At 53.5% G+C, this 19,472-nt stretch carries 16 protein-coding genes; 7 read left to right on the top strand and 9 right to left on the bottom strand.

The genetic code is table 11. From position 1 onward, the window contains the following. The first annotated feature begins 33 nt into the window (after window positions 1-33). Window positions 34-471, top strand: coding sequence for an MEKHLA domain-containing protein (locus tag QEN43_RS14340; RefSeq protein ID WP_317963348.1), 438 nt, complete (start codon window positions 34-36; stop codon window positions 469-471). Window positions 472-686: 215 nt separating this feature from the next. Here QEN43_RS14340 and QEN43_RS14335 read toward each other — a convergent pair whose 3' ends face one another. Then, window positions 687-2,198 (bottom strand): hypothetical protein, encoded by a 1,512-nt coding sequence (locus tag QEN43_RS14335; protein ID WP_317963347.1) that lies wholly within the window; start codon window positions 2,196-2,198, stop codon window positions 687-689. A gap of 425 nt (window positions 2,199-2,623) precedes the next feature. Here QEN43_RS14335 and QEN43_RS14330 point away from each other — a divergent pair, with 425 nt between their 5' ends. Beyond that, window positions 2,624-3,148, top strand: coding sequence for a DUF5063 domain-containing protein (locus QEN43_RS14330; protein WP_317963346.1), 525 nt, complete (start codon window positions 2,624-2,626; stop codon window positions 3,146-3,148). 49 nt (window positions 3,149-3,197) lie between these two features. Here the strand turns inward: QEN43_RS14330 and QEN43_RS14325 are convergent, their stop codons facing one another. The 5 genes from QEN43_RS14325 to QEN43_RS14305 form a co-directional block, all read right to left on the bottom strand. After that, window positions 3,198-4,367, bottom strand: coding sequence for an ABC transporter permease (locus QEN43_RS14325; RefSeq protein ID WP_317963345.1), 1,170 nt, complete (start codon window positions 4,365-4,367; stop codon window positions 3,198-3,200). A gap of 10 nt (window positions 4,368-4,377) precedes the next feature. Continuing rightward, the gene (locus tag QEN43_RS14320) at window positions 4,378-5,538 is read right to left on the bottom strand and encodes an ABC transporter permease (RefSeq protein WP_026610910.1); all 1,161 of its coding nucleotides are present in this window, start codon (window positions 5,536-5,538) and stop codon (window positions 4,378-4,380) included. 10 nt (window positions 5,539-5,548) lie between these two features. Then, entirely contained in the window at window positions 5,549-6,241 is a 693-nt protein-coding gene (locus QEN43_RS14315) for an ABC transporter ATP-binding protein (protein WP_026610911.1), read from the bottom strand. A gap of 22 nt (window positions 6,242-6,263) precedes the next feature. Then, window positions 6,264-7,424 carry an efflux RND transporter periplasmic adaptor subunit gene (locus tag QEN43_RS14310; RefSeq protein ID WP_202901154.1) on the bottom strand — a complete coding sequence of 387 codons (1,161 nt, stop codon included), beginning with the start codon at window positions 7,422-7,424 and terminating at the stop codon, window positions 6,264-6,266. 1,015 nt (window positions 7,425-8,439) lie between these two features. Continuing rightward, a complete protein-coding gene (locus tag QEN43_RS14305; RefSeq protein ID WP_026610913.1) occupies window positions 8,440-9,102 on the bottom strand; it encodes a PEP-CTERM/exosortase system-associated acyltransferase in 663 nt (220 codons plus the stop codon). 458 nt (window positions 9,103-9,560) lie between these two features. Between QEN43_RS14305 and QEN43_RS14300 the strand changes: the two genes are divergently transcribed. The 4 genes from QEN43_RS14300 to QEN43_RS14285 all read left to right on the top strand — a co-directional run bounded on the left by QEN43_RS14300 (window position 9,561) and on the right by QEN43_RS14285 (window position 15,130). Next, on the top strand, window positions 9,561-9,734 hold the full coding sequence (locus QEN43_RS14300) for a hypothetical protein (protein ID WP_156912822.1): 174 nt from the start codon (window positions 9,561-9,563) through the stop codon (window positions 9,732-9,734). Between the two features lie 554 nt (window positions 9,735-10,288). Then, window positions 10,289-11,905, top strand: coding sequence for a hypothetical protein (locus QEN43_RS14295; protein ID WP_156912823.1), 1,617 nt, complete (start codon window positions 10,289-10,291; stop codon window positions 11,903-11,905). Window positions 11,906-12,051: 146 nt separating this feature from the next. Next, window positions 12,052-14,334 (top strand): efflux RND transporter permease subunit, encoded by a 2,283-nt coding sequence (locus tag QEN43_RS14290; protein WP_051331821.1) that lies wholly within the window; start codon window positions 12,052-12,054, stop codon window positions 14,332-14,334. Next, window positions 14,318-15,130 (top strand): outer membrane lipoprotein-sorting protein, encoded by an 813-nt coding sequence (locus tag QEN43_RS14285; RefSeq protein WP_036269051.1) that lies wholly within the window; start codon window positions 14,318-14,320, stop codon window positions 15,128-15,130. Before QEN43_RS14290 ends, QEN43_RS14285 begins: the two co-directional genes overlap by 17 nt. Before the next feature lie 198 nt (window positions 15,131-15,328). Here the strand turns inward: QEN43_RS14285 and QEN43_RS14280 are convergent, their stop codons facing one another. From QEN43_RS14280 to QEN43_RS14270, 3 genes are all read right to left on the bottom strand, one after another. After that, on the bottom strand, window positions 15,329-16,309 hold the full coding sequence (locus QEN43_RS14280) for a nitroreductase family protein (protein ID WP_026610915.1): 981 nt from the start codon (window positions 16,307-16,309) through the stop codon (window positions 15,329-15,331). A gap of 355 nt (window positions 16,310-16,664) precedes the next feature. Continuing rightward, on the bottom strand, window positions 16,665-17,465 hold the full coding sequence (locus QEN43_RS14275; RefSeq protein WP_317963344.1) for a PEP-CTERM sorting domain-containing protein: 801 nt from the start codon (window positions 17,463-17,465) through the stop codon (window positions 16,665-16,667). 212 nt (window positions 17,466-17,677) lie between these two features. Then, a complete protein-coding gene (locus tag QEN43_RS14270) occupies window positions 17,678-18,481 on the bottom strand; it encodes a ThiF family adenylyltransferase (protein WP_051331822.1) in 804 nt (267 codons plus the stop codon). Window positions 18,482-18,664: 183 nt separating this feature from the next. Here QEN43_RS14270 and QEN43_RS14265 point away from each other — a divergent pair, with 183 nt between their 5' ends. Continuing rightward, window positions 18,665-19,420: a PEP-CTERM/exosortase system-associated acyltransferase gene (locus QEN43_RS14265; protein ID WP_026610917.1), complete on the top strand. Its 756-nt coding sequence runs from the start codon at window positions 18,665-18,667 to the stop codon at window positions 19,418-19,420. The last annotated feature ends 52 nt before the right edge of the window (window positions 19,421-19,472 follow it).

The following is a 19,472-nucleotide window of genomic DNA, read 5'->3' as shown; positions in this document are numbered from 1 at the left end:
GCTTTCCCCGAACCCAGCGAAGAGAATAGTTTTTTGGCCGACCACATAGCCATTTTGAGAGACAGTTACCGGCATTGGACCGGTCGCGAACTGGTCGATCCGAGAATGAATCATCATGAAGCCGCGCGGTATCTGTTTTTCGCTCCCTTCGCCGTGCTCTCTCACGATAACGCCAAGGATCCAATTTTCAACTATGCCAACCGAACCGCGATGAGCTTGTTCGGTATGAATTGGGCGGAACTTACCGCATTTCCTTCACGTCTCTCCGCCGAACGGCAAAATCAGGAAAATCGGGAACGCCTTCTGGCCGAAGTCATGGAGCGCGGATATGTTGACGATTATCGGGGAATTCGCATCTCGAAGCAGCAGCGGCGCTTTTTGATCGAGCATGTCACGATTTGGAATCTGCTCGATGCCAGGGGCATCTATTGCGGCCAAGCGGCGAGGTTCTCCGATTGGAAATTCGTCTAGGAAACTAGCTCGGTAGGCGTTCGCCCTGAGCTGAGCTAAGCGAAGGATTTTCGGGAACTACTGGGATAGACGCTAAGCCGGAATCCGAGCAGTTATCTACCTGGGCCAGGGACGCCCCGGCACAGCGATAAGCCTAACAAGCGAATCCTTAAGCGTGCACCAGGACTCGGCGCCCCGATACCAAAGAGGCATTTACGACTGGATCAATAGACGGATTATGCGGACGCTTCGGCTGCCGTAAGCGCGATATGGCAGAAATTCGAGTTCGCTTCCATGAGCTTGGCGACTCGAAGCGTTTTTTTCACTCCCTGTTCTTCCACAAGAATGTTGTCGCCGCAGCGTAGCTTGACGCGCGGAACGACCAAGGTTGCCGGCCAGTCGGAGTCTGTCTCGAACATCAAGCCTTTGTGCAGACGGTTTGCGGAAGAGTCGCTAGAAAATCGGACGACACGCGGGTGATTCCCGAACAGCTCGACATTGTAGCAGAACTGGCCGTTGTATATTTGCCCAGCGCGCACGATCCCCACTTGTACGATTTCATCGTCGGTATTCAATGATAGGAGGTCACCAGTGCGGAAGAACCGACCGCCGAGGTCAACGATGTAAAAGCCGGGAAGGTCGCTACGATAGACCTTCGCCGCACGCATGTCACTGAAGCCGATGGCGAAGCTCTCCACCGTTGCCCCGGAACCTGAGGCCAAGGCGGCGGCAAACGTACCGGTGGACTTGGACCCGAACCCCTCCGAACCCAGGTCCGAGTTCGGAGGTGCCAGTTCAAGCAGGTCCAGGTTCGACCAAAGGACGCGGGAGGAATCGCTGGCTGCGCGCAACGCGACACGGCCCACCGCTTGAGTACTCGCTTCCATCCCTACGCTGGCGAGCGCACGTCGCGCAGTCATTTCCGGCTGATGCGGAAGACGGTCGCCCAACCTGGCGAGAACGACATTCAGCGGGCTTTCTTCCGGCTTGCCGTGGGCCCGAATCTCGGCTCGAAATTCGTTCAACAAACGCTCCATGAAAAGGAAACGTAGTCCGGGTTTGTCAACCGACGCACGTGCGGGTACCGGCATGATCGATCCACCGACCGCAGGATCGAAATAAAAAACCGCACGAGTCCCGCCGCTGACAGGCGTCGCCTCAATCCTCACGAGTTCTGCGCGAGCCGTTAGAAAATCGAAAAGCCATTGCATGTCCTGTTGACTGAGCCTGCCTGGTGCTGCCATCCAAAACAGCACGGCGACCTTGAAGTACTGGGCGACGAAGTCCGCATCCGAGGCTTGGTCGGGCTGCGCCGAATGGCACAGCCCCTGCTCCTCAGCCCGACGGAAAAGCCCGAAGACGAACGACCAGAACATCGGCGCTTGCGCCTCGAAAATCTGAGCAGATCTCAAGAGGCTGTTTGCGAAGTATTCGAACGCGCTCGCCACAACCCGCATCTGATCGGGCAGGTCGAAGTCCTCAGCAAAGGACTCCGCTTCAGCAATTTGCCGATAACCCGTCGCCAACTCACCAAAAAATCGTGAGCTGAGACTGGCGATTTTGCGTGTCTTTGCGTCCAGCGGAAAAGCCTTGTTCAGAAAATAAGGCAACAACTCCTTATCGAGCCTGGAGACCGTCGTCCGACATTTCTCGAGGATTGCAAAACGGAGACGAGGCTCGACAGTTGAAGCATTCAGCGCCTTCAGCATCGGATAAAGCACGCGACAGCACTCACGGGTATTGGCCATGTATAATCCATCGAGCCAAATCGAGGCCGATTCGAGATCAAGCTTGAATGGCAGTGCCGGATTGTGTTGCATGAACGCCAGACATAGGACCTGTGACTTCGTCTGAGTTTAGCTCGAAGCCGGCTTCTTACAATTTCAGACGGAGCAATCCTCGCCTCGCGAAAGCTGTTCCTGAGACCTTAATCTCAAAAGAACACCATAGGGCAAAAACGGTTTTCGATGTGGGATCCAGAGCGTGGCCCGTCCGTCTCCGCTTCTTCCCTCTCTGCCGGCAATCTCCCCCTCCGGGACGCCTTCGCCATCAGCGAACCGCGTCGGATTGACTAGACTTGTTGAAGACCGCTTTGGTCACGGGCTACGGTCGGTTTCCGACCGTTCGCAAAAGGAATTCGGCACGGATCGAATCAGTCGCTGATGACGCTTGTATGATTTGGAGTCAATTGGACTTTACCGAACGAAAAACCGTGATTGAGGAAAAAGAACCGCTCGAAGCAGTCGCCGAAGCCGCGCACAATTATTGCCGATTGATCGAGCACGTCAGAGTCAATCGACTGGACGAATGGCTGAAGTGCGTGGAGAACGCTTTGCTGAAATTGGACGTCGCCGTGAGACGCCTCGCGTCTCAGGAACCCTACCACGCCTACAAACTGGCTCATGACCTCGATGAGCGTTTTGAGTCCTATCTCCGCCTCAAGCGTCATTTGGACCCCTACGATGAGCTCTCGCCGGACCCCGACTCGCCCTTGTACGACGACCTGAGCTTCGGAAACCTTTCGGAAAACCTGACCGATATTTATTTCGAAGTAAAGCGAGGGCTGATGTCCTACGAAACCAAAGCCCGCGGAGAATGGTCTGCACAGCGGATTTGGTCCGATGGCTATCGCAACTACTGGCGGCAACATTTAAACGAGGCGCGCAAACGTCTCAGCCTCATCCGTTTATCGGGATAAACGGGCCAAGTCGCTGCCGTCCGCCGATCCCAAAATCAGTTTGCGTTCATCAGACGGCTCTTAACGCCTCGATGAGGTCCATGCGGGCCGCGCGAAAAGCAGGAAGCAGACCGCCCACCAGCCCCATGAACAGCGAGAACGCCAGTGACTGAAAAGCGATCGCGGGCGTCAGCGTAAACGTGAATGCCAGTTCGGAAAAAGTCTGCCAGTTGAGAGTGGAAACCGTCAAAAACTGCATAGTGGATGCCAATGCGACACCGACCAATCCGCCGATCAGTCCCAAGAGCAAGGACTCGAAAAGAAAAGCGCTGAGGATGCCGACCCGGCGAAAACCGAGAGCTCTCAAAGTGCCGATTTCGCGGGTCCGGCTCGCCACCGCGCCGTACATCGTGATGACTGCCCCGATAATCGCCCCGAGCGAAAATATCACGCTCAGTGTCATCCCGAGTATCTTCAGAAAATTCGCCAGCATTTCCGACTGCTCGGCGTAAAAATCCGTTTCCCGTTTAGCTTCCACTTTCATGCGCGGATCGGATTCGATACGGACTTTGAAGCGTTCCAGCAGAGAGACGTCGGCAAGCTTGGCAACGACGGCTGAATAAGCCGTTCGCCGAAAAGCTTGCATCAACTGCTCGGCGTCGCCCCAGATTTCGGAGCTGAAGGCGGTGTTTCCCGCGTCCGTCACGCCCACCACAGCCCAGTCGCGCAGGCCGAAGCGTAGCGTTTCCCCGATACCGGCCCCTTTGAAATTCTCCGCGATCTTCCTTCCGGCGACGATTTCCGACGATCCGGGGCGAAACATGCGGCCTTCGAGTAAACGTACCTGTGGCCTCAGCTCTAGTCCTTTTTCCGACAAGCCCCGGATAGTTACATTGGAAGGCTTGTCGCTGCCCCGCTTGGGCAGGGTCATCAAGACCATGACCTCCTTGGAGGCAAACTTGGTTCCGTTCGGGGCGTAAGCGATTTCAGGCGCACTCTCGATGATCGCGGCCTGTTCCCGCTCGATCGTACTTTGCACTTCCGTCTCCGCCCCCTGCCGAATCAAGACTACGTTATCGTCGCTTCCGGTCGCTACCAGGGTTTGCTTGAGACCTTCCGAGAGCATCAACACGGTGGCGAATACATAAACGACCAGGGCCATCCCTGCCGCAGTCAAAGCGGAGGTTGCCTTGCGCGCCAATAGGCTCTTCCACGAGTAAGAGAAGGGTATTTTCACCATCGCCTCCTGACTAGCCGATGCTTCGCAATCCCTCGCTGACCGACAAGGTGATGATGCGCCACGCGGGAAACACCGCCGCTGCCAACCCGATCATGCAGGATGCGAGCAAACCGAGCTCGATGGTGTGCGTGGATATTTCAAACACGGGAAAAAGCGTGCCGAACTTGGACGCCAAAAAACCGGCTGCCGGGAAAGCGGCCACGATGCCCAGAATACCGGACCCGATCGACAAGGCTAGAGATTCGCCCAGAATAAGCATGAGCAGGTAGCGCGGCCCGAACCCGACCGCCTTAAGCGTCGCATACTCGCGCCGGCGTTCGCGGGCACTCATGGCCATGGTGTTTGCCATCACCGCCATGATGATAGCGATAACCACGAAGGACACCATCTTGATGGCGATCAGGATGGCCTCCGTCATAGCGACAAAGCCGAGCTGGAACGCTTCCTCGGTCTCGGTCAAGGTCTCGGCGAGCGAATTCTCGAAAAGCCGGTCCACCGCCTCTGAGAGTTCCGCCGCACGATCGGCACGGTCGATGCGAAGAACGAAAATGCCTACCTTATCGGCCCGAGCGGGGTCCGTCTTCTTCAAGGTCTCGTTGAGATTGTCCCAATGAAACAGGAACAGCGTCTCGTCGGTCTTTCTTTCCGCCCCGCGATAAATGCCGCGCAAGACGAAACTCCAATTTCCGGCGTAGATGGTTCCTTTGAGCGGGATCACGTCGCCGACTTTCCAGCCGTACTCTTGAGCCAGCTTACGGCCGGCGATCGCGCCTTTCCGGTCCTTTAGAAAAGCGGCTTTTTCCGATTCGGACAAAACAAGTTCAGGGTAAAGTTCGAGATAGCTTTTCGGTTCTATGGCGAACTGGGGGAAAAAATTCCTTTCGTCGATATACACGCCGCCGAACCAATTTGAATAGCTCAGCCCGGTAATCCCATCAACTTGGCGAATCCGATTCGCATAACTGATCGGCAACGGGAATGTCAGCGATATAGCGTTTCGGGTAATGAGGCGATTGGCCGATGTCGCCTCGGCACCGGCGTACCAGGCGTCGACCACGGTTCTAAGAAGCACGAAAGCCACGATCGCGATGACGATGCCAAGCGCGGTCAGGCCGGTGCGAAGTTTGTGCCGCAAGAGATTTCGCAGCGTAAGACGCAGGAAAATCAGCATCAATCGAATGCTAAGCCACAGCACCGGGGTCGTCGGTCAAGACCCCTTTATCCAAGTGCCGGATAGAATGCGCCTTAGCCGCGGCTCTCTGATCGTGGGTCACCATGACGATGGTCTTGCCCAGGTCTACGTTAAGACGCTCCATAAGTTCCAAGACGTCTTCCGCGGATGCGCGGTCCAGGTCGCCAGTGGGCTCGTCCGCCACGATCAATACAGGATCGATGACCAGAGCGCGGGCAATGGCCACGCGTTGCTGCTGACCGCCAGACAGTTGGGACGGATAATGGTCCATGCGGTCCGCCAGGCCAACCATCTCCAAAACCAGATTCACGTGCTCCCGCCGTTCCCGTTTCGATAATCCGGTCAACAGTAGCGGAAGCTCGACGTTCTCGAACGCGGTCAAGACCGGCATGAGATTGTAGAACTGGAAGATGAAGCCGACATTGGCCGCACGCCAGTCGGTGAGGCTGGCTTCCGGCAGCTCGGCAATATTGATCCCGCTTACCCTGAGAACCCCGCTCGTGGGCCGATCCAGCCCCGCGATCAGGTTGAGCAGTGTGCTCTTGCCGGAGCCGGACGGTCCCATCAGCGCGAGAAAATCGCCTTCCCCGATGACCAGGTTGATGTCGGTGAGGACCGGAACGATCTGGTTGCCTCGCCAATAATGTTTGGTGAGATTTTCGATTTCGACGATCGGACTCATGCGAGGGACTGGGACCGAGGTCTTATGAACTTTCCGCTTCCCGGATCCGAACTTCGGCGCCATCCTGCAAGTCTTCGGAGGGGCTGAGCACCACCCGGTCGCCGGCTTTGAGACCGCTCTTTACGACGACCCGGTCGCCGATGCGCTCTCCCGTTTCGACTGTGACGGCCTCCACGCGGTTGCCGTGCAGCACGAACGCGACGCTGCTCGCGCCGCGCGTCACGATCGCCTCGGGAGGCACCGCGGAAACCGGCTTCCGCTGGTCCGGGGCAAGCTCCCGCGACAGAAAAGCAACTTTCGCGCTCATATCAGGCAAAATACGCTCATCCTTATCGATAAAGCGCACCTTAACCAGCACCGTCGCCTTGGTACGGTCCACCGTGGGCACGATACGGTCCACTGAGCAGCGAAAACGGTCATCCGGAAAGGCATCCAATTGGACTTCGCACGGCTGGCCAACGCGCACCTGATTGAGATTCGACTCGGCCACATCGACCTCGACCTCCAGGGTATTCATATCGGCCATGGAAACCACGGTCCCCTTCGACAAGGTCGTCGATGAAAACGGCGCCAGAATATCACCGATATCCGCATTTTTGCTGAGGATGATGCCGTCGAAAGGCGCTCGAATGAAGGTGTAATCCAAGGATACTCGCGCGCCCTGATACGCCGCTTCGGCAGCAGCGATCGCCGACTTCGCGCTTTCCACGGCGGCCACCGCCTTTTTGTGGCGAGCCACCGCGGCGTCATACAGTTCCTGAGAAACAAATTTTTTCTGTAGGAGTGTACGGGCGCGGTTCAACGCCAGGGTCGATTCCTTCAACTCAGCTTCGGCTTTCAGCAAATCGGTCTTTGCGACCGCAACATTGGCCGCCGCCTGGTTAACATTGGCCAGTAGATCGCGATTTTCAAGCTGCGCAATGATCTGACCCTTCTTGACAAAACTTCCTTCCTCAACGTCCAGCCTCTCGAGCCGCCCGGTCGCCTTCGACGCCACGTCTGCCTTGGTCTGTGGCACTACATAACCGGTGGCGTTTAGCAAGGTAAAGCTCTGCGAAGGAAAAATATTCGAAACTGTGCCGACCTTGCTCTCTATGACGGCGCCGCGAAGTTGCGAGTAAACCAGAACCCCCAAACCGGATACGGCCAACACCGCTAAGATGGCCAAACGTCTGCGGACCACGGCGGCCCGAGAGGGCGACGGAAGCGTCCGCGTCGGCCTATCGATTCGAAGTTTAGAAAGCTTATCCGTAGTCACGATATGACCGATTAGCAGCTGAGAACATCGTTTTAACCGAGAGTAATGGTGCGCGGGAAACAGGCAACTACAGGGGTGAAGCGAATCGCTCGACGGCGTTAGCATACTCCAAACGTATGCCGGTCGCGTCATGTTGGCTGTCCATTACCGCCTCCTTTGGCGGGATCGTTGTCGTATCAGATAGATTGACCTCTTACAGCGTTAAAGGAACGAAAAAAGCAAGAGATGAGGTATTCGCCGGAACGACAAGAAACGGTGTTGAAGGAGATGTTACCGCCGCATAATAGAGCGCAATCGGAGTTTGCCCGCAAGGAAGGAATTTCGGAAACGACGTTGTTTCGCGGACACGGGTGCGAGAGGTCTGTCATGCGCTTGCGTTCGCCAGCCTCCTGCCAATCGTACCTCGGTGGGTCGACTAGGGTGTGTATCTCGGGTTGGAATCGAGCTTCTATCCGGCTTCTTCGGGCTGCCGATGAGCAGCACCACCGGAGCGGGCACGCGCTGCGCGGCCGCCGACACCGCCCCAAGCCGACGATAGTACGACCCTGGCCGCTCGCAAGCAGGTCGATGAGGCCACCAAAGGGCGTTATCTGGAGCGTTAGATGGGTGCTACCCGCACCTAGGTAACCATCCGGCGAGGTGTGGCTTAACTCGGTGAAACAGCCACCTACGGGCGACGCTATCCATTGTCAGAAGTCGCATAGGAATAGGCGACGACTATATTGACACACGCTGGTCGGTTACCCTTGCAAAACGCAGACTTCCTCGCGCGCAACAAGTTGTTCGTGCCGCATCGGAAAGCAATTTCGGTCTTTATGAGAATTGAGGCATCGAAACGCGGGAATCAGGACAGCTTCGCCGAATCCAATTCAGACGTCGATAGCTCAAACAATCCTATGGGATCGTTTTGATGGTCGGAACCGACTTCCGTCGCTGCGATTTACGCCACCCGAAGATTATAGAGATCCGAGTAACAGAAATACGTTTGGGTTCGGGAAAACATCTGATGTGTCCGTGGAGAAACGCGCGGGACGTTGTCAAATGCTTTATTCAAATCCATCAAATAAGGGACTCTAATTCCTCTATACACACATGCCGGACCGATTTGCTCCATAGCGATCCCTACACTTCCTAAAATTCTATTGATAGCCCGACGGCACAAGAACACCCAATTTTCAGTATTTTGACTCAAGCTATATTCCCTTGCCGCGCGGATTAGTCCCAGCAAAATTTCCGGCTCGGCAGGCGCCTGTCTTTGCGAGTGGCGGAAAGAGTTTAGTATGAGAAGCCTCGAAAACTCTGCAATGACGACGTTATGAAGGCGCTCCGGGATTTCGATATTAGCGACGGTACTGATCGGCAGTGACTCCACCGAGTTAAAAATCAAACGCGCGGCAGCAATCCAATTGTTTGTCACTCGGTCCTTAACCAAAAAATGGACTGCTTGGCTATCGTACTGATCCATTTCCATTTGCCGGCCGAAACGAGTGGGATTTTCAAATCGCTTTTCTAAACAAAAAACTCTGTACCGCAACGCATAGTGAATCTCTTTACTATCCTCTGTATCTGCGAGCACGACTTCATAACGACTGTCGAACATCATTCATCCTCCCCTCACGATATTAAGGTAAGCGAGTGACCTCAGAGGCCATATCACGGCCCATGGCGGCAAGATTCGAGAAATCTGATCACGGCGACTTAAGCAAGCAAAATACGGACCTTACCAAAAACTCTCATTGTTATAGGCAATTGGCGCAACGATCTCGCCAGATTTATGTCGCCGTTTCACGACACAATAAAAGGATTTTTTATAGGGCATTGAATATTAAGAACCCCTCTTGTCTCTCTCCGGCGTCAACTCTCGTACGAAAGCCAATGGGAATCCTGGATGTAGATCGCCCGAGTTCAGGATGAAAAATCCGCGTTCGATAGTTGGAAACCTTGTAAGGTACGGCCTGGATTGGGTTTATACGGTCTCAAAGGCACTTTAATTGCAGTGCCATATCATCGATATCGATTATCAGGAGTAATCCGATGCCGTGAAGCCGTAGCGGTCTGCTTGTGAAGACTACCCAATCGGATGCCCGCCCTTACGCACAACTCGTCGAAGCCGGTATCGCCAAGCCTGAATGCCTGGACCTCAAACTGATGCTGTTCGCCTATGAACTCGAGAAAGTACGGTCCGAACTCTTCGACGGCAAGGTTTTGAAACCTGATGACGTTGTCGATCGCTAGGGCTTTCCGACATCGAACGCAGATTCCGAGTGCTCCAAAGCGAACACGACATCAGCCCCAAGTGCTAGCGCTTACCTCAGCACACCCGCCCCCGCGCAGCGATAGGCTTCATCGCCTTGGATATTGCAGGCCGTTCTGCGACAGCGGTTTCAAGCCCAGCAGACCGGAACCTCTTCAGCAGGTGGAAACTCTCCGCCACATCCAGCATCACGGGGTGAGTCTTCCCCATCGAACCCTCACCAGTCCCTCGTCCCTAACGTCCCTGCAACAGGACCGCTTTGTCCTCATGAAACGGCAACCTTCCATACGTACCCGCCTCGCATCCTTCGTGTAGAGGCAAAATTCAAATGCCGCCAACGTGATTACAATCACTTACGCCTTTTCATCCTGAACTTTGAAAATCAAAAACTAAAATTGCTCATCATCCTGTCCGATGCCTATGCTTACGCGTTTGATTTATCAAAAATCGCGCGTTTACTTAATTTTGTGGCGAACAATATGCGAACTGCCGACGCCGGAGGACTTCTCTTGCTGGCGACTTAACAGCAGGAAGAATGTGCGGCAAGCTCGTTAAAAGAGATATAGCGTCAGCCGTTGTGCTGAAATTAGTAGGGGGGCAAGTGATTCGAATCGCAAAAAAACAATCAGTTATCTTTATTGCGGCGATTCTTCAGCAGATTTGGCTTACGGAGTGCGCGTCTGGAGAAACATCCCGAATAGATTTAGACGGAAAAACGCTTTTTTCTGGCACGCATTTGAAGCATGACGAAGAACAGTTGCGGGTCGCCGAGTCGACGGGCAGCCCGTTGTTCGATTCGGAAATGCCGGCGAACGACCGCCCCGCTAACCAGTATCCAACGAATTCTTCAACTCCTTCGGAAAATGCAGGCGATAGTCCGCTGTTCGAACCTGACTCTGCCGACTCTGTCGATCGCCTAGAACAAGACGAAGAGCTATTTGCCCCGGAACCCCCGTCGACGGCCTCGGATACAACCGAAGCACCAGCCGAGATTACGCGTTCGAAGTCAGCCGATATCTTTATTTCAGGCCGGATTGCGGCGGAATACCGTTTGTTTCCCAATTATGGTCTAGAGGATTCCATGACTTACAACCACAACTTCGCCCTCGCGGTGGAACCTCAGCTCAAAATCGATTGGGATCATGGTGACGGACGGTTCTCTTTCGTGCCCTTTTTGAGATTGGACGAACACGATAGCAAACGGTCGCATTACGACGTGAGGGAGTTCCTAATTTCATACCGGTTTGGGAAGACCACAGTACGAGCCGGTATTGGAAGAGTGTTTTGGGGAGTTACCGAATCAAGGCATACCGTCGACATCATCAACCAGACCGACTTAGTCGAAAATCCGGATGGCGAAGATAAGCTCGGTCAGCCGATGCTAAACCTAGAATATGCATCTGACTACGGCACGCTACAGGGTTTTTTTCTACCTTTCTCACGGGCGCGCACCTATCCTGGCAGGTTTGGCCGCATTCGCCCGCCGATTCCCGTTGCCCAAAACGCACCGGTTTACAACGGAAGCGCAAGCACCCACCATCCGGACTTCGCGGTCCGCTGGTCTCATTCAATCGATAGGCTTGACATTGGTGTGGCTCATTTTCACGGCACGACGCGAGAACCCGTTTGGAGGCCCCAAGTCGATCGCTTCGGAATTCCAATTAAGCTCATTCCCGTCTACGACGTAATCGATCAGACTAGCCTCGACCTTGCTTTAGCTCAGGGAAATTGGCTGTGGAAGCTGGAAGCGTTTACTCGCAGCGGACAAGGGCAGAGGTTCGAGCAAGTTACCGCCGGCTTCGAGTATACGATGAGCGGCGTCTTCGATTCAGGCGCCGACCTGGGATTGCTCGCGGAATATCTCTATGACGGACGAGAAAAAAGGAATCTCACTACGCCATATGATAATGATTTGTTTTTAGGCATGCGCCTGGCCCTCAACGATACCCAGAGCACCGAATTGTTGAGCGGCATTTTCGTGGACACCTCGAACGGCACGGTTCTTTATAACGTAGAAGCGAGTCGCCGGATCGGCGATTCCTGGAAAATTAACTTCGAGGCACGAGGCTTCGCCTATACCGACCGGTCAGACTTTGCGCATATGTTTCGCAGGGAAAGCTATCTAATGTTTGAGCTGGAGAAATATTTCTGACCATAAACCGGGGCGAAAAATATGACACGGCGTCTCTTTCGTATCAGCTGAGTTTAATGAACGTATCAAACCGTTCTCGAAACGTCCTAAGACGATACGTTGCGACACTTCTCGTCTCTCGGTGGATCGTTCTCTTTGTCACCTTCGTGATCATAGCAGCGCTCGCATCCGGGCTGCAGTTTCTCAAATTCAGCAACGACTACCGAGTTTTTTTTGATAAGTGGAATCCGCAGTTACAGGCGCTGGAAGAAATCCATAACGTCTACACGGACGATGATCCGGTCCTTTTTGTCATCACGCCCAAGAAAGGAAACGTATTTTCGAAAGACACGCTCGCGAGCGTCGAATGGCTTACCCGGGAAGCTTGGAAAATACCTTATATAAGGCGCGTGGATTCACTGCAAAATTTCCAATATAGCCGCGCCGAGAATGACGACTTAGTCGTCTCCGACCTCTATCGGAACGCAGACTCTTTAAGCCGCACGCAAATTGAAAAGATCCGCGACATCGCGCTGACCGATCCCCAACTGGTCGGAAGAATCATCAACCCCTGCGGTACCGTGACCGGCGTCTTCGCAACATTCCATCTACCTGGTCTCGACCGGCAGAAAGAAGTTCCGGAAATCATGCGGCACGCTGAGAAACTCCGAAACCAGCTGGTCAAGTCAAATCCGAACCTGGATGTCCGACTGGCTGGAGCCGTTGTCATCAGCAACGAATTCACCGCGGCATCGAGTCGTGATATGGCGATCCTCGCGCCTCTCATCGTAGTACTGATCGCTGCCACGCTGCGGCTGCTGCTGGGCTCGGCACTCACAGCGATTGCGGCACTGTCGGTGATCGCCCTGACGCTAGCGGGCACCATGGGCATGGCTGGCTGGTTGGGCTTTGTGATTTCACCAGCATCGGTTATCGCTCCGAACGTACTCCTCACGGTGGCCGTCGCCGATTCGGTTCATGTTTTAGTGGATTTTCTCAACGATCTCAGCACATTGAACGTTACACACAAGAGCGATCCGGTCAAGCGAGCCCGCTACATCGCGATCATTCTGTCGATCGAACAGACGATCAAACCGATCTTTATCACCACACTCACCACAGCGATTGGATTCCTCAGCCTGAATTTCAGCGATTCCCCGCCCTTTCGCGACCTGGGAAATATTGTGGCCATGGGCGTAGCGCTCGCATTCTTTTTAACCGTTTTCTTTCTGCCGGCGCTGTTGGCGGTCCTGCCGATTGCTCACCATCAGCGAAAAGACCGTAAATCCCATAGCCAGCTTTTCGATAAATTTGCGCGCGTCGTCATCGCGAAACGGAAGCCTTTAACTATCGTTCTGGCCGTTGTCGTCGCGGGCCTCAGCGCGATGATTCCACTTAATGAGTTGAACGACGACGTCGTTAAATATTTTTCCGAAAAATCGGAATTTAGGCAGGACTGGACCTATACCACAAGCAATCTGACCGGTCTCTATACACTGGAATACTCGATTAAAGCCAAGGAACCAGGAGGCATCAACGATCCTGAGTACCTCCAGGTCATCGAACGTTTTGCCGACTGGTTTGCTTCGCAGCCAGAAACGCTGCATATCGACAGCATCCTCGATATCCATAAACGGCTAAACAAAAACATGCATGGCGACGACCCCGATTGGTATCGCTTGCCCGACAACAAGGAAATCGCGGCCCAATATCTCCTTCTCTATGAGATGTCCTTGCCACCGGGGCTCGAACTTAACGACAGAATCAATATCGACAAATCGGCAAGCCGCCTCGTTGTCACCGTCAAAGATCTGCCCAGCAATGAAATGCTCGACCTGGAACGCCGCGCTGACGAATGGCTCACGCACAATGCCCCGGATTACATGAAAGCGCGTGCCGGAAGCACCCCGCTAATGTTCGCCCACATTGGCCAAACCAACATCCAGGGCATGATCGAAGGCACAGCGCTCGAGTTTATCGTGATCGCCCTCATTCTGATGGTTGCGCTGCGCTCGTTCAGGCTAGGCTTATTAAGCCTGATACCCAACATGATACCCGCCGCAATGGCCTTCGGATTCTGGGCCCTGATCCAGGGCAAAATTAACCTCGGGCTGTCCGTGGTCGCCAATATGACACTGGGCATTGTCGTGGACGATACGGTGCACTTCCTAAGCAACTACGTTCACGCCCAAAGGAACCTGGGGAAAAAGGCGGAGTCGGCAGTACGGTATACCTTCCGTCATGTAGGCAAGGCGATGGCGGTCAGCACCCTCGTCCTCTCGGCAGGATTCGGAACGTTGATTTTCTCGTCTTATGAACTCAACGCCCAAATGGGATTGCTCACGACAATCACTATTCTTTTCGCCTTGCTCGGCGATTTACTTCTGTTGCCGTCACTCTTGTTATTCAAATTGCCTGCGAGGAAAAACAGCCGTGAACACACTCCTTAGGACCACGCGAACCCTACTTGTTATAGCATTCGCCGTTCCGTACCTAGGACTCTTTAACCCTGCACACGCAGAAGACCCCGCGGAAAAAGGACTACGGATCGCTCGCGAAATGGAACGACGCGACGAAGGCTGGGAAACCCAAACCGCCAATATAACCATGATCCTGTTTAACAAGCAGGGAGAGTCCACCGTGCGAAAAATGAGATCCAAAGCGCTGGAAGTGATGGACGACGGTGACAAATCACTGCTGATTTTCGACAGCCCCTTGGATGTCAAGGACACGGTATTTCTCAACGTCGCCCATAAGTTTCAGGATGACGACCAATGGATTTACCTTCCAGCGCTGAAGCGCGTCAAACGGATCGCTTCCTCCAGCAAAGGTGGATCATTCATGGGTAGCGAATTTTCCTACGAGGACATGAGTTCGCCCATTGTGGAAAAATTCAATTACACCTACTTGCGCGATGAGACCTACCAAGGCCGTCCCGTCTTTGTGGTCGAGCGAATACCGAAGGATCCTTATTCGCTGTACAGCAAGGAAATCGCTTGGGTCGATCAGGAACACTACATTCCCTGGCAGATCGAATACTATGATCGATCGGGCGGGCTGCTTAAAACAGAGCTTTTTCGGAAATATAAACGCCACCTGAACCGATTCTGGCGTGCCGGAGAGGTGGAAATGACGAATCACCAGACCGGCAAAAAAACGGTACTGGTGTCGGAAAATTTTACATTCAAGTCGAAGAACGTTAACGAAACCGATTTCACGTCCGGTGCTCTGGACAAGATCCGTTAAAACCGTGATTACGCATCGAACCTGAGATGCTCATCTCCGTACGGTCGAGCGCTGACGCGGCTCTCGCGCATTGGCGCTCGTCCACACCCACGCGCTCCCGTCGGTCCCGTGCTTCGTAACGTAGAAGCAAGGTGATATTCGCGAACTGGACTTGGCGTAAATCGCGCTTTCTTCGAAAGCCGATTGCGCCGCCCCGCGTTATTCCTCCCAATGATTCGGTACTTCGCGACACACGGCACTAAGTGGTAGCCGCTTCGATCTTACAGGATCCCTCGTCGGGTATCCGATCCTAAGCAACATATGCAGCCGTTGATTCTGGGCAAGCCCAAGCAGATCGGACACCTTTTCAGCTATGATGTCTACCTGGCCGCGAAGATGAGGAGGAATCTTGCCTTCGAGCCGGCGCTGCAGTTGATCGGAAATCACATAATACGGCTGAACGGCTATCCCTTTTGAGTTCAGATCAATCCATACGCGCGTCAACAACCTCCCGGCATCGATAATTTCTTCGCGGGTCGATCCACCGAGTAACGCAATGACCGTCGGCGCCTCTGCAAGGAGTTTCGCGTCCAACGATGCCATCAGTTTGTACACACCGAGACGATTCAAGCGGGACATCCATTTCCAATCCATAAGAAATCGCATGAAGATGCGTCCACCCGGCGGGAGTGGAATCGTAGCGAGATCGAGGCCATCCCCTTGCTCGACTTCCGTTTTCGTGTACCGCAAACTCCGAGCTAGCCATTCATGGACTTCCTGGTTTTGAAACCGGACCTCTGAAGCCTGCCGAGTCAAGATCCCAATCGCCTTAACCTGTTCCGGAGTATCGAGGATTTTCACTTGCGCCGTTCCCTCCCGAAGCCCGGTAATCTCTTGAATGATCTCCGCCGGAATTGGATCAGGCGTGTATGGAAAGCGGTTGGTATGCCGTTTGAACAAGGGATGATCTGTAAACGAGGCGGGACTCACCGCTTCATCCTGGGACGTTACCGCAAGCGTAAAATAAGCGCTCGAATCACCGTCCCTAGAACAGACAACTTCCAATCCGAGAACACCACAGGCCTGGAGCATGTTTTCGAGCACGCCCCCCACGGATAAAAGGGTTGCAGGTTCACCCGGACCGAAGGTTGTGCCTTTAAGTCGGTCGATATCGTACTCGACGGAAATCGTGTTTCCCAAAACACGGAACCGCCAAGGCTGATAGTTATCGGCCGAGGGTGCTTGCCGACCGGCGTTTATCAGGTGATATGTCGATATTCCACTCATCGGAAACAACCACGCAAGAAGAAACCTAAAAAGTTTACGCTTTAGAGTCTCTGCTTGCAGGTTGCCTCGAGGCCGGAGGCGTCAGGGGTGTTGATGCCAAGTGCGACCGGCAGTCGTTCGCGGTCATCACACCAGCGGCGGTCGATATCGCGTTGCTCGATACCGGCAATACCAAACCGTGTGAAACTGAGGATTCAAAACAAACAGGCGGGTTCGCTAAAACCCGCCTTACGAGATACAGCTAGGGTTCGTGATGAACCAATCTCGATTATTTGGTCTTCCGCGACACGCGGGATCTCATTCCAAGCAAACCAAGCCCCAACAGGCTCAGAGTCGCGGGTTCAGGCACTACTCGGCTCCTCCCCGTGAGTTCACCCGTACCGAGCAGAGTTTCCCCAGTCGGGTCGTTAATAACCGGCTGGAAGCTTGCCGTGAATGAGAAATCTGCCGGTCCGTTAGACAGTGTCTGGCCAGCCAAGTTTGTGATCGTATCGGTATCGAAATAGGGCGCAGCCTCCCCGCCGATCACGTCGAACGCGGCGAAACCCGAACCAGCATCGCCTGGATCTGCAAAATCAAGTCCGCCATTCAATTCCGCAAAGAGCTCTCCGGTATGTGTGCTACCGTTATAAGCTCTATCCGTGGAATGGCCTTGCAAAACCAACCAGACTATGCCATCCGTAGCTGTTGCAGGGTTCGACGGATCAAAGTCAGCGGCGTCTTGGTCGGCATAAAAAGTGACCGTGAGATTGTCGAAAATGACGTCGACAGTGCCGTTACCGTCGAAATCGCCAAACTCTTTCACGACAGCAGTTCCATAAAACGTCAATTCTAAGGCGCCGTCCAAGAAACTGCCGTTGTTAAGGCCGTTAATGTGGCTCACCTCGCCATAAAAAGTCAGCGTTTGACCCACCGAGTCAACGTTGTTTTCGAAGATGGCCTCTTGCATCGAAAAGTCGAAAAAGCTGTTCGGGTCCCAGGTGATCCCGCCTACGTTTACGGCGTATGCTGACGATCCCCACGCAAGTGCGGTCGATGCTAGTAATGATTTTATGACACTCGTTTTCATTGGCATTCTCCAGAAGCTGTTGTTCGAGGAATGAAAAAACGTCATCCCGAACACCCATAAGCAACTCTGATGCCACACAAAATAAATTATTGATATAAAAATAATTTTATTCGATTCCACGAACTCGCCGCCTAGAATCCATTCGCCGTTGTAAAAAAAACTGACATGTCGATACATTCGCTTAGCGGCGAAGATCCAGGAAAAGCCCAAGGCTATGTAAATCTTGCTTTAGTGCGCTCCAGCCGATTCTCGAAAGCGTCGATATTGAGCACATCGGGCACGGACAAAACCGTACCGCGGTTGAGCAGGAGCTTGATCACCTGCGCCGCCGCAAACCCGGCGCATAGTTCACAGCCTATGGCAGTCGAAGGCCCCCTGCGCTCTTTTAGATTGAGGTATTTCGGATCAACTAGATACCCGCGATGTAAACCCGCCGGGGCTAGCCGTGATAGGAATCGCAGCGCCATCTCTTCCTCGGATAGCCCATCGAAACCGAAGTACTCCTCGAAGCTCATTTTTCCCGGCATGAAAACGAGAACTGCCGTTCCCATACCCAGCGGCGCGGCTGTCACAGCAGGAATACCGGATTCGTAACAAGCCGCGAACACCGCTCTGCGCGCTTCAAAGGCAAAAAAATCAAGCCCGTCAACGTATACATCCACCCCTGTCAAAAATTTTGACAGATTGTCCTCAGTGACTCCTTCCGGAAATCGCTTGAGATCTAGCTCGGGATTGATGTCCAAGGCCATCTCGGCAAGCACATCGACTTTCGAACGGCCCAGATGGCTTACAGTGGCGCCAACTTGCCGATTGAAATTCGCCAGCTCAAATACGTCAAAGTCAGCAATGTGGAAATTACCAACTCCCAATCTTGTCAGCGTCAGTAAGTGACTACCCCCTACTCCCCCCATGCCAGCAATCGCGACTCGCTTGTGTTTCAGATTCGACTGCTCCTCCTCGGTGATCCATCCGATGTTTCTTGAAAAAGCCGTCCTATAATCAAACTTGGAAATCATGAAGAAATCTCCGACTGACTGCTTCGTCTGATATATGACTCACGCTTGCCATAAGATACACCCGGTTTGACAACTTGAAAGGAATGAACATGTGGATTTCACCACACGCCGTGTCTAACAAATCGAGCGGGTACTCGTCACTCTTGCGCTTTAGCAGTTAACCCAATCGACAGGAGACCGACTATGTCCAGAACACTCATCGATGCGTTCCGAGAGTATTTCGAAATGGTTCCGGCAAGCACAGACGATCTGAAAATGGAAGCTTATCGCTTGCGATATCAGGTCTATTGCATCGAAACAGGTTTCGAGCCGCGAGAAAGCTACCCTAATGAGCTTGAACAAGATGAGCACGATGAGCGATCAAGTCACTTCCTGATCCGGCACAAACGCTCGGGAAGATACGCGGCGACAACGAGATTGATACTGCCGGATCCTAAGGTTCCGGAACGATTGTTTCCCATTGAACAACATTGCATCATCGAGCGGACGGATCTTGTTCAACAGGTACCGCGAAAACAGCTGGCAGAAGTGTCACGTTTCTGTGTATCGAAGAACTTCAAGAATCGTAAGGGAGAGCCCGGAACCATAGCAGGCGTAAGCGCGGGAAACTCATATATTTACTCCGACGATGAACGTCGACTCTTCCCTCACATTACCCTTGCCCTGATCGCCTGCTTAATCCGAATGAATTTTCAGTATGGGTTGACCCATTGGTACGCCGTGATGGAAGCCGCATTGATCCGTTTCCTTGCCCACATCGGCATTAATTTCACTCCAATAGGTCCCGCCGTCGATTATCACGGGAAGCGCCAACCCTGCATCATCGAAGTCAAATATCTACTCGAAGGCGTTAAGAACAAAAACCCAGAGATTTGGGATCTACTGACGGATCGCGGGACGTTTTGGCGATCTGATGACATGTCTGCGTCGATGCGTTAACCCATGTCGAAAACCGGTACCGGCTTAGGCCACGTTACTTTTTAAACAGTTA

Source organism: Methylocaldum szegediense (assembly GCF_949769195.1).
Taxonomy (GTDB): domain Bacteria; phylum Pseudomonadota; class Gammaproteobacteria; order Methylococcales; family Methylococcaceae; genus Methylocaldum; species Methylocaldum szegediense.
The sequence above is the reverse complement of the archived record's forward strand: the minus strand, read 5'-3'. Positions and strand labels throughout refer to the sequence as shown.